Genomic DNA, 11,558 nt, shown 5'->3' with positions numbered 1-11,558 from the left:
ATTGTATTTGTAATTAATACACCTAAATAATGGAGGTGTATTTTTTATTTTGGAGTAATTTTCATTAGTCTATTATATTCATTAAAGTATTTATTTTTTGTTTTTTCTGAACTAAATATTTGTTCGTAATGATTATATTCATTATAATATTTAGGAGGGTCAACCATAAAATCATTTTCACTAATTACAGCAAAATCCTCGGGTTTATATTTTAATGGAAACTTTCCATAGAAAGGGGTTGTATACATAAATATGTTTTTTTTACCCTTAGTATAAATATTATAATAATCTTTGTTCAAATCACATAAACAAAAAATATATTCCTTATTATATTTTATAAAGTTATATCCCTCAAACGTAGATAACATCGATTTTTTAGCAGTAGATATATCTATTGGCTCATAAATATAAATATATTTACTATTTATAGATCCTTGCAATACATTATTAACTTTGATTTCTGTAAGTACTGCACCTTTTAAAATCTCTCTATGTCCTGTTGCTTTGCCTTTTACTATATATTTATAAAGTGTGCTAGTATCTTTCGTTGCGCTTACATCCTTAAACGCGTCACTGTATTCAATTTCTTCATATGGGTAATAAATAATTTTACTTGCTAAACTAGGAATATCAGTATATTCAAATTTTGAAATCGATAGCCTAACTACGATAGCCGCAATTAAAGATATTGATATAGAGATAGTTATTATAAGAAGAAAGAATTTGTTTGTAATTTTCATGTTACACCTCTTTAACCTTACCAACATCTATTTTAAATATTTTATCACTTAATTCTTCAATATCTGTTTTATTATGACTAGAAAGTAATATCGTTGCGCCTCTTTCTCTTTCTTTTTTTAGAATATCTTTTAAAATAAGAACACTTTCTTCATCTAGAGCATTTGTTGGTTCATCTAAAATGATTAAATTTGGTGATTCCATAAGAGCCTGGACTAAAGCTAATTTTTGTTTCATTCCTAATGAATATTTTTTAAAGGTTTTTCTGTCTTTTGGGTCTAATCCTAATTTAAGCATCCACTGAGATATTATATCTTTATTAATAATTGATTTTATACTTGCTATATTTTTTAAACATTCTAATCCTGTTTGATTATCCCAAAATCCTGGTGTCTCTAAAATTGCTCCACAGGACTCAGGGAAATCTATATCGTTTGAAATGATTTTGCCGTTTATTGTAATTTCTCCAGTGGTAGGCCTTATTAACCCGCAGATAGCCCTAAACAGCATAGTCTTTCCTGAACCATTTCTACCTATGAAGCCATATATTTTTCCATTACTCAAGTTAATATTTATATTGTCTAATACCTTATTTCCCTTTATAATTTTGGTAAGATTTTTAATTTCTATATAACTCATATTTCCTCCTAATAAAATTCATGTTTTTCTATTATTTTTCTTCCAACTAATATTAAAGTAATTATAATGATAATATCGTAAATTACAGCTTCAGTAAAATTATATCCAGGAATAAAATTAGATAGATATCTTATATTTCTATTTACTAATATATTTTCTTGAATAGATAAAATATATTGAGTAAACGGTAAATATTGCACTAATGTTTGTTTTGTAAAGTAAAACAAATGAAAAATTAGTATATTAATTAAAAATATAAAATTACAGAAAGTGTATCCATAGATATTACTTGTTTTCAATGTAACTAAACTAGATATTACTATAAGAATATATTGAGTTAGTGTCGTTAATATAAACAGTTCTATAATAATTACTAGTGATGATTTTAAATCATTTATTCTATATCCTAACGCACTAAAATACATAAATGATATACTAAATTGGATTAATTCAATTTTTATAAGACTAATAAAAATATGTATAAATTTACGAGTAATCCATTTTTTACGGTTTACTGATCTAGTAAATATATAAGTTGCATTTTTCTCTAGCTCAATCGATACCTCATCTGCAAATATAGAAACCATTATTATAATAGGAAATACCGAAATGAGTATATTTATTATGGTGATTTTTTCTCCTAAAAATGTATGTGAATAATAGTATATAAAAATGTCTTTAATATCAAGAGTGATTCCATGTAAGTCTCCGGATAATATTTTTGCTATGAACATCATTGTGAATATATTTAATAAAATTAGAGTTAGTTTGTTATATCTATTTTTCATAACTAGCTTCTAGTCTCCTTCCATATACCAATTGTTCCGCTTATGAGACATACCACTATCCACCCCGTTAATGCAATAATAAAATCGCTAAGGTTGCCTGGATTAGATTGTATATAATTATATATTTGAAACTTCTGTGGTAAAACAAATGACGTTAAGTTAACTCCTAGAAACATATAAATAAGCAAATTTATTTTTTTCATTTGAAACAGTAGAGATATATTAAACCCTATAACCGCTACTAATGCACCATAAAATGATGTTATTAAAATTAATAGATAATTGTATAAATAAGGATGACCATTGTAGATACTTTGTAAAAAAAATTCACTTGCGTTAGCTTTCAATAGATATACAGTAAGGCCATATCCGTGATCTACTCCTACGTTTGGTATAGCTAGTAACGTTAATAGTTCATTTATACTTAGTGGCAATAATATAGTAAAAAAAACTATGATAAAAATTGAAAACATTTTTGCTGTAAAATATTTTCGTTTATTAATTCTTGCTAAATAATATACACATATGTTATTATCTCTTTCATATATAAATGAGTCAGAATAAATGCCACATGCAATTAAAGGAAGCGTTAGTAATATAAACTGAAGGACTGAATGTACATTATTTCCTAACATTATTCCCATTTTATTTGGGAAATTTAATTGTAATGAGTTGCTCATAAATGAATCTGTACAAACAGCTAAAAATGAAAATATACAAATACCTAACAAAGATAAGAAATATATTTTGAATTTTTCGTTTTTTATGCAATTTTTTAAATCTAGTTTAATTAAAGTTATCATATCATTTTCCTCTTTTTCAAACTACTCACCTACTTAGCAGGTGGATTAAAGGTCTAACTACCAAAGACTAAAAGAATTACCCTATTAAACTTTATCTTTACTTGTTCTAATACACTTATACTGTTTTCACATTTTAAATTGATGATGACTATTAATTAGTGTTCAAATTTTGAGAACGTTTATTTATTGATTTCATAAATCCTGCTATTGCAAACGACACAGTCATTCCCAATAATAAAATGAGTATAATCATATGTATATTCCCATTCATATATTCGTCACCCCAATTATGAAAATTGTATTGAAATCCAAATACATAAGGTTTAATTCCTAATATCTTATTTATCAAACCTTCTATAAAATAGTCAAATACAGAAATCACAGCGAAACATCCTGAAGTCTTGAGTAAACCATCAGTTCTGGAATACCTAATAATAAGCATCATACTCCATGGAATAATTAGACAGAATAGTGTAATTGGAAGACCTTTTGTTAAGAACCATCCTCCGCCTGAATATATAGCGCATACAAAAATCAATAATAATAGTAATACGGTATCTGCCATAAAACACAGTAATGCTTTTTTATTTGACAAGAACTCCGGAAGCCATATGCGATTTAGTATAATTGGTAAAAAAACAACGGTCATACCAAACAGCAAGGGTATAAAGGTAACAAGGAACCAGTCTCCATCTGTATAAATACAGCAAGTCATCAAAAGAAGAACAAGCGAGGTAAAAAAAGCTCCTAGCGTAATCAATCCACGATATTTAGTCACCAAAACAGGCAGCAGTGTTAACGTAAATGCAATCAATTCTGCAGTCAGTACAATAAAAAACCACGACAACATATGTTGAGCAGCCAGATTACATATAAAGCATACTAATAAAGATATTCCATACACAAAAAACAACGTAGATTTATATCTGTTTACTAATTTTACATATTTTGTGGCGGATTTTTCTGTAGCTCTTGTTTGGAGGTCTTCACTCGCGGTTAACAGTTCATGTTCGTTAATCTTAAGCACCTCACAAATATCACTTATAAGGGTGATGTCAGGATAAGAGATTCCTCTTTCCCATTTTGAAATTGCAGATTCTGTTACAAATATTTTCTCTGCGAAACTCTTCTGAGTCAATCTTGATTCTTTCCTTTTTTGTGTAATAAATTCACCAAATGACTTTTTATCTTCCATAGAAATCCCTCCTAGTATTCTTTCACTTATAATACTATACTTACCATTTTTCTATGTCAACGAAACAGCCCGATTTAGCAACTCGACTATCAAGCCAGTTGGCTAAAACGATGAATTTAAAGGCATATTTCTATAAGAATACAATTGAAAAACTATGTTTCCCAAAAAGTTTATCTTTTATATAGTCATTTACAAATTTAGGGGTAAGTCTACTCGAGATATAGCTACCCATTTATATTCCTCGTCGATAGTTAAAACTATTTATTCATACCAATATGTAAAAAAAATCACTATTTAAATTATAAATAGTGATTTCTCTTTATTTTAATATTTATTCATTTTATAGTAAAGCTCAAAGTTGTATGGAGACTTATTATGACAATTGTGATATAGCTGTTAACTACATCCAGTTGTTGTTCCGCAATCAAGGCAAACCTTACAAGTACCATTGCGAACAAGCCTAGTACTTGAGCAAAGTGAACAGGTTTCAGAGTACAATCTTTCACCTTGGATTTTGTCAGTAGCTTTACTTTCAGGAGATACCACATTAGCGGATTCTTCTAAAGTAGTTGAAATTTCATTTTCAACAGGGATTAACGGATTATTAGGTATATTAGTGCTCTCGTAATTGTCAGGTTTAATTTGACATCTACTGTAGTCACCTAGTTCTATATCAATAATTTTGCTGATCAAATCAGAAATAGATGAAACTGATTTAATGTAAGGATGTTTTTGTACAAAGCCATAAGGCTCAAATTTTTGGCCTCGAAGCATCTTCGAGATAGCGTCTGCAGGTACATGGTGTTGAAGCATAACTGAGATTGCTTTTGATAAAGAATTAAGTAAACCAGTAATAATAGTACCTTCTCTATCTGTTGTTATATATATTTCAGAAATCTCTCCATTTGAACGCCTATTTACCGTAGTATAAATCTTTACATCTTCAATTTGAGCAGGATGAGTAGTACCATAACGTATCCCAATTGGTTTTTCACGTGTTGAGTGTGATTGGTTTGAAGTTTTTTGTAATGATCTTGCTTTCTTTAAAAGAGCGTCATAAGATAGATCTTCAAGTAATAGTTCCTTATCCTCGGACAATGTAGTGTTTAGTGGTTGACTTGCCTTTGAACCATCCCTATATAAGGCTATACCTTTTACTCCTAATTTCCAAGAAGTTAATATAACTTCTTTAAAATCTTTAATAGTGGCATTTTTAGGTAAGTTTACAGTCTTTGATATAGAACCTGATATCATTGGCGTTATTGCTGCCATCATAAGAACGTGTCCCATAAAGGAAATATACCTTTTACCGCTACCACATTTATTTGCTGTATCAAATATAGATAAATGTTCCTGTTTCAAATGAGGAGCACCCTCTATTTTACCGTCCACAATTTTTTCATATTCAAAGCCGTTTTCATCAACCATTTCTTTTCTTAGAATGTAATCAAAAATATCATTTGTTTCACTTTCTGAATATCCAAGGTTAGCAAGAGAATCTTTAATTACAGGATTTACGATGGTCATAAAACCACCACCAGATAATTTCTTATAAATAAAATGACTGAAGTATGGCTCTACAGATGTTGCACCACAATCCATAGCAAAGGAAATAGTGCCAGTAGGAGCTAAAACTGTAACTTGAGCGTTTCTAAAACCATAGTTTTCGCCGCTACTTAATGCTTTTGTCCAGCAACTTTTTAGGGTTTCACTTATAGCACCTAAAGAGTCTTTATTTAAAATAGCGTGATCCACTTTAATAGGTTCATAGTTTAGATTTTCAAAGTCACTCTTTATTGCCCCAGCTGCTCTTGCATGATTTCTTATAACTATCTGCATGTATTCTTTATTAATATTATATTTTTCAAAAGGAGATAATTCTTTAGCAATCAAAGATGAAACATAATAAGACTGCGCAGTCATTATTCCTGTTAGTGATGATGCTATATTTCTAGCGTCTTCTGAGTCATATGGATAGCCCATTACCATAAATAATGAAGCTAAATTTGATAGCCCAAGACCAGTGGTTCTAAATAAATGAGTTTTTCTTGCTATATCTTCAGTTGGAAATTGTCCCCAATGTATTGATGCTTCAAGAACTAATTGAGTAAGGCCTATTAAATGAACATATCCATCTATATCAAATTTTTTAGTTAAAGTATCATAAAATTTATAAATATTAATAGAAGCTAAATTACAAGAAGTATCATCTAAAAAGGCATATTCCCCGCAAGGATTAGTTGAATTAATTCTATTATGCTTAGCACCAAATTCTCCGTCTTCTCCAGCAGGACAAGTGTGCCATGCATTAAAGGTGTCATCAAACTGTGGAGCTGGATCTGCGCATTTCCAAGCAGCGTCATTAAAGGTGTCCCATAGTTTTTTTACACTTATATCTTTGTCAATTGAAGAATCACATCTTCCTTTAAGGGTAATAGTTTGATCGGGATCAATTGACAACTTATCAACTTTCGTCATAAATTCATCTGAAAATCTTATAGAATTGTTTCCATTTTGACCAGAAACAGTTTCATAAGCCTCTCCCTCAAAACTACCATCATAGCCCATTTTAGTTAGAGCCCTTACTTTATCTTCTTCTTTAGCTTTCCAGGTCATAAATTCCATTATTTCAGGATGGTTTATATCAAGGCATAACATTTTAGCTGCACGTCTTGTAGTTCCACCAGATTTTATCGCACCTGCATTTCTATCAAGGCCTCTTAAGAAACTCATAAGGCCTGAAGAAATACCACCACTAGATAATTTCTCTCCAATGCCTCGTATACTAGAGAAATTAGTTCCAGTACCAGAACCACCTTTAAATAATTTAGTTTCTGTTACATATTGCTCTGAAATTGAATGTTTGCCGAGTAATTTATCTTCAATTGATAGAATAAAACAAGCCGAGGCTTGAGTTCTTGTATAAGCATCTTTACTTTTAACTATCATTTTTGATTTTTCATCATAATAAAAATTATCTAATGATCCACCTTTTATACCATATGATAAATTAAGGCCAGTGTTAAACCACTGGGGAGAATTTGGAGCAAACATTTGATTTAAAAATGCATATATTAATTCATCATAAATAATGCTTTTTTCTTCATCAGATTTAATGATAGTTTCGTTTATTAAAGCTTCACACCAAAAATTTACAAGTCTATGAGCTACAAGTTTCATACTATCCTCATAACCTTTTTTATTATTAAGGCCAGATTTTCTAAAATATTTTGAAGCGATTATATCGCAAGAATTTTGTGAGTAGTGTTCTGGAAATTCTAAATCCTTCATGTCTAAAAGTACTTTATTAGTTTTATGGTCTTTTAACAAAACATTTACTTTTTTCCAATTAAATAAATCAAAAACAGTAATAGCTTTATTCTTTTCTAATTCCTTAGTGAAAACCCGTTTAATCAAATTTTTTATCTCCGCCATAATTAATACTAGCTTAAAAAAAACTAGTATAAACACCTCCTATTAGTTGCATATTAATCTTAAATCATGTAAAATATAAGTCTGTATGTTTGAAATTATTATACCTAAGTAGTTATATTAATTATTTAGGTATATTTTATGTAATATTAAATATAATACCATATGTAGTATTTTTAAAATAATCGCCACTACATATGGTATTATATATTATATTTTATAAAAAATCAAATAATAAATTAACTCAAATTTTGACTAATTACGGGATTGTTTATTAAATATAGTAGTATAATAAATGTATACTTAGTATAGCACTATATTCGATATTCATTTATTATTTTGGAAGAGGTGAGGATGAAATTATGATACATCAATTCGATGGACAAATCCCGAGTATACATAAAAATACTTTTATTGCTAGCAGCGCAGATGTTATAGGAAATGTATCTATAGGAGAGCACAGCAGTATTTGGTTTGGAGCTGTATTAAGAGGTGATATGAATTCTATGTCTATAGGTAATTACACAAATGTTCAAGATAACTGCACTATACATAATGATGACGATTTTGTTATTAATATTGGAGATTATGTAACTATCGGACATAATGCTATAATACATGGTTGTACAATTGCAAATTATACTTTAATCGGAATGGGAAGTACAATCCTTAATGGTGCAGAAATAGGAGAGTATACTATAATTGGAGCTGGTAGTTTAGTTACGCAGGGGAAAAAAATACCGTCTGGTGTTTTATGCATGGGAGTGCCAGCAAGGGTTATAAGAATGTTAACGGTTCAGGAAAAAGAGGGCTTAAAAGAATCAGCGCATCATTATGCTGAACTTTCAATGAAATATATAATAAAAGAGTGAGGCTTTTTTAGGAGCGACAAAAATGATGAAATTAAATGGAATAGAAAACATGACAAGTATATTTAGTACTATTTGTAGGTATTCTTAACAAATATATAGATTGGTCAAAAGTTTAAAAAAGGCAGGGGATATTAAATGATAAAAATAGGAGATATTAATAGTTTAAAGGTAGTTAGAAGAGCAGATTTTGGTTACTATTTGGGAGCGGAGACAGATAATACGGATGATGATATATTACTTCCAATGAAAAGTACAGTAGGGAGAGCACTTAAAATTGACGATGAAGTTGAAGCGTTTATATACAGGGACTCAAGTGATAGATTGATTGCAACTTTAAAAAGGCCACTGGCAAAAGTCGGGGACCTAGCTTATCTTAAGGTAGTTGATATGACTACAATAGGAAGTTTTGTTGAAATTGGTTTAGAAAGAGATATATTAGTTCCTTTTAAAGAGGAAAACTATAGCTTAGAAACAGGAAAGAAATATCTTTTTTACATATATCTAGATAAGACTGGAAGGCTTGCAGCTACTACTTTTATTGATAAATATTTATATGATACAGATTCATATGAAATTGATGATGAGGTGGAAGGTACAGTATACGGAATCCAGACTAATGGTACATTAATGATAGCTATTGATGATATTTATAGAGCTGTTATTCTAAGAAATGAGAATTATGCGAGTGTTATACCCGGAGACAGACTAACCGTGAGAGTACAAAAATATTACGAAGATGGTAAAATGGATGTAACAGCAAGAAAACCAAGATTAGAAGAAAGAGATGTAGTTGGGCAGCAGATATTAGAATTCTTAAATAAATCTGGTGGATCTATGGTATACAATGATAAAAGTTCCCCGGATGATATAAAGAAAACATTTAGAACAAGTAAAAATGCATTTAAAAGGGCATTGGGTGGACTTATGAAATGTGACCTGATTGTTCAAGATAAGGATGGTACTAGATTAAAAGAACAAGATATCAAATTAGAAGAAATAGAAAAAGAATAAATAAGTAAATCTCATTAAACGGCTAAAGTCTTAAATATTAAAAGGCTTTAGTCGTTTAATATTTTTTGCGATTTTTTGCAAGAAATCTTCAAGTTGTGGAATACTAAATTAACGCAGCTTGGAGGTGTATAAATCAATGAAACAACATATTTGCAAAATCAGTACTTCTATTATTATTCTGTCCTCTTTTCTTTTATTAGTAGGTTTATTTTGCTATAAATCAAATGATTTTTTTACAAGTAAAGCTATTGCTATTTCTACAATAGCTCCTGTAAATACTGATACAGACGAGATGACAAAGGTAATTGAGGATATTTATAAAGATCGTAATTCAATGTTTATTACTAAAGATATTACTAATCTACCTAAATATTATGATGTTTCTCAAAAGCTTGGAAAATGGAGCTTGGAGCATGAAGTGAAAAGACTTAGTTATTTTAATGATTGGTCATGTCAAAGAAATATGAACTATGTAAAAGTTGAATCTACTCCAAAAATTAGAAAAATAACTAATACGCAAAGAGGTCTTCGCTTATTAGTAGATGAATATTACAAATTCCAATATACTTACAAAAATGATGTTAATCCGACTACAAACATTTTTGGAGTGGGACTAACACACTCTATGGATTTAATAAAAAAAGATGAAAAATGGGTAATTTACTCTGATTGGTATTTAGATTGCTTTGAAGATGCTTTAAAATCTTATTCAGGAGAAATAAAAGATCCTAAGCTTAATATTGATAATAAAGAAAAATATAATCTTCAAAATTGTCCTAAAATACTACCTGAACCAAAAGCTGTTACCAAAGGTAAATATGATAAAATAAATGCTATTAAATATGCTGATAAATACTGTGGAATACCATGGGCAAGTGGAAATTTAAAAAAATATAATAATAAGTACACAAATTATACTGGCATTGGTGGAAATTGTACTAATTATGTATCTCAATCAATGGGAGATAAAGAAGGTGGTGGATTAGAATTTGATGGTGTTTGGCATTGTACTTACAAAAAATATGGTGGAACTGACGGAACATCCGCATGGGTTAATGCTGACGCATTTAAACAATATTTAACCTATAGTGGTAGGGGGAAAATAATAGGAAAAGGGACATTTAAGGAATTAATCTCTCCTATGCCAGATTATCCATGTGGTGTTATACAAAAATTGGATTTAGGTGATCTTATTTGTTATGCAAAAGGCAATGATATAGATCATTTTGCTATAGTTACTGGTTTTGATTCTCATGGTTATCCTCTTGTTAATACTCATACTATTGATAGATATCATGTGCCTTGGGATTTAGGATGGGGAGATAAAAATATCAAGTTCTATTTAATACATGTAAGATAGATAAAAATTTATTAAACATGAATTATTATTATTTTGGTTATACTATATTCGAAGAAAAAATCATTTTATTAATAAGGAGGATTTCTAATGAAATCAAAAAGCATATTATTAACATCGGCTATACTAGCCGTATTACTCGTAGGATGTAACATGAAAGCTCCAACTCAAACACCTAAAACACCTCAAACACCTCAAACACCTCAAACACCTCAAACAACACAAAAAACTCCAAAGGTAATAACCGCAACTTCAATGGTAAGTACTCCAAAAGAATTTGAAAAGGCTATAAGTAAAGATGGTATACAGACTATTAATATGAAAAAAAGTTTAACTATAAATAAAGAACTTGTAGTTAATGGTGAGTTTAGAAATGATAAAGCTCTTTTGGAACGCAAGATAAATCTATACAGTCAAGATAAAGTTAAGAACATAGGAGATAGATTTACTTTAGCTGTGCCAAAATTAATCATTAAAAGTACTCAAACCAGTATGGAACATGGAAATTTCAAAGGTGACCTTTATATTTCAGCAAATAACTTTCAGTTAATAGATACTAAAGTTGAGGGAAATGTATATTTTACTACACCTGAAGCTAAAAACACATGTAAGATGGATGCTAAAAGTAAAGTTACTGGAAAACAAGAATCAAGAAAATAATATAATATAAATGAATTCAACTATTAAAGTAAGAAAACATATATATGATTCAAATAAATAGAG

General features: G+C 29.4%; 10 protein-coding genes. 4 read left to right on the top strand and 6 right to left on the bottom strand.

The annotated features are described in order from the left end of the window. Positions 1–44 precede the first annotated feature (44 nt). From A7L45_RS18495 to A7L45_RS18470, 6 genes are all read right to left on the bottom strand, one after another. Positions 45–740, bottom strand: coding sequence for a hypothetical protein (locus tag A7L45_RS18495; RefSeq protein ID WP_071614150.1), 696 nt, complete (start codon positions 738–740; stop codon positions 45–47). Between the two features lies 1 nt (position 741). Further along, positions 742–1,377 carry an ABC transporter ATP-binding protein gene (locus A7L45_RS18490; RefSeq protein ID WP_071614149.1) on the bottom strand — a complete coding sequence of 212 codons (636 nt, stop codon included), beginning with the start codon at positions 1,375–1,377 and terminating at the stop codon, positions 742–744. Between the two features lie 8 nt (positions 1,378–1,385). Beyond that, positions 1,386–2,165: a DUF2705 family protein gene (locus tag A7L45_RS18485; protein WP_071614148.1), complete on the bottom strand. Its 780-nt coding sequence runs from the start codon at positions 2,163–2,165 to the stop codon at positions 1,386–1,388. A 2-nt stretch (positions 2,166–2,167) separates the two neighbouring features. Then, complete coding sequence (locus tag A7L45_RS18480) at positions 2,168–2,968, bottom strand: hypothetical protein (RefSeq protein WP_071614147.1); 801 nt, start codon at positions 2,966–2,968, stop codon at positions 2,168–2,170. Positions 2,969–3,119: 151 nt separating this feature from the next. Continuing rightward, positions 3,120–4,163, bottom strand: a complete 1,044-nt coding sequence (locus A7L45_RS18475) for a helix-turn-helix domain-containing protein (protein ID WP_071614146.1) — start codon at positions 4,161–4,163, stop codon at positions 3,120–3,122. A 396-nt stretch (positions 4,164–4,559) separates the two neighbouring features. Further along, on the bottom strand, positions 4,560–7,598 hold the full coding sequence (locus A7L45_RS18470) for a vitamin B12-dependent ribonucleotide reductase (RefSeq protein ID WP_071614145.1): 3,039 nt from the start codon (positions 7,596–7,598) through the stop codon (positions 4,560–4,562). 359 nt (positions 7,599–7,957) lie between these two features. Here A7L45_RS18470 and A7L45_RS18465 point away from each other — a divergent pair, with 359 nt between their 5' ends. The 4 genes from A7L45_RS18465 (at position 7,958) to A7L45_RS18450 (ending at position 11,495) form a co-directional block, all read left to right on the top strand. After that, on the top strand, positions 7,958–8,467 hold the full coding sequence (locus A7L45_RS18465) for a gamma carbonic anhydrase family protein (RefSeq protein ID WP_071614144.1): 510 nt from the start codon (positions 7,958–7,960) through the stop codon (positions 8,465–8,467). Positions 8,468–8,602: 135 nt separating this feature from the next. Beyond that, positions 8,603–9,478, top strand: coding sequence for a CvfB family protein (locus A7L45_RS18460; RefSeq protein WP_071614143.1), 876 nt, complete (start codon positions 8,603–8,605; stop codon positions 9,476–9,478). 136 nt (positions 9,479–9,614) lie between these two features. Further along, positions 9,615–10,838 carry an amidase domain-containing protein gene (locus tag A7L45_RS18455; RefSeq protein ID WP_071614142.1) on the top strand — a complete coding sequence of 408 codons (1,224 nt, stop codon included), beginning with the start codon at positions 9,615–9,617 and terminating at the stop codon, positions 10,836–10,838. A gap of 87 nt (positions 10,839–10,925) precedes the next feature. Continuing rightward, positions 10,926–11,495: a hypothetical protein gene (locus A7L45_RS18450; protein ID WP_071614141.1), complete on the top strand. Its 570-nt coding sequence runs from the start codon at positions 10,926–10,928 to the stop codon at positions 11,493–11,495. The last annotated feature ends 63 nt before the right edge of the window (positions 11,496–11,558 follow it).

This window comes from Clostridium estertheticum subsp. estertheticum (genome assembly GCF_001877035.1).
Lineage (GTDB): Bacteria > Bacillota > Clostridia > Clostridiales > Clostridiaceae > Clostridium_AD > Clostridium_AD estertheticum.
This window is presented reverse-complemented; position numbering and strand designations above follow the sequence as displayed.

Bases quoted from the DNA above. Each gene is read 5' to 3' on its own strand.
- A7L45_RS18460 (WP_071614143.1), top strand. From the start codon at position 8,603: ATGATAAAAATAGGAGATATTAATAGTTTAAAGGTAGTTAGAAGAGCA.
- A7L45_RS18490 (WP_071614149.1), bottom strand. From the start codon at position 1,377: ATGAGTTATATAGAAATTAAAAATCTTACCAAAATTATAAAGGGAAAT.
- A7L45_RS18450 (WP_071614141.1), top strand. From the start codon at position 10,926: ATGAAATCAAAAAGCATATTATTAACATCGGCTATACTAGCCGTATTA.
- A7L45_RS18495 (WP_071614150.1), bottom strand. From the start codon at position 740: ATGAAAATTACAAACAAATTCTTTCTTCTTATAATAACTATCTCTATA.
- A7L45_RS18470 (WP_071614145.1), bottom strand. From the start codon at position 7,598: ATGGCGGAGATAAAAAATTTGATTAAACGGGTTTTCACTAAGGAATTA.
- A7L45_RS18465 (WP_071614144.1), top strand. From the start codon at position 7,958: ATGATACATCAATTCGATGGACAAATCCCGAGTATACATAAAAATACT.
- A7L45_RS18485 (WP_071614148.1), bottom strand. From the start codon at position 2,165: ATGAAAAATAGATATAACAAACTAACTCTAATTTTATTAAATATATTC.
- A7L45_RS18455 (WP_071614142.1), top strand. From the start codon at position 9,615: ATGAAACAACATATTTGCAAAATCAGTACTTCTATTATTATTCTGTCC.
- A7L45_RS18475 (WP_071614146.1), bottom strand. From the start codon at position 4,163: ATGGAAGATAAAAAGTCATTTGGTGAATTTATTACACAAAAAAGGAAA.
- A7L45_RS18480 (WP_071614147.1), bottom strand. From the start codon at position 2,968: ATGATAACTTTAATTAAACTAGATTTAAAAAATTGCATAAAAAACGAA.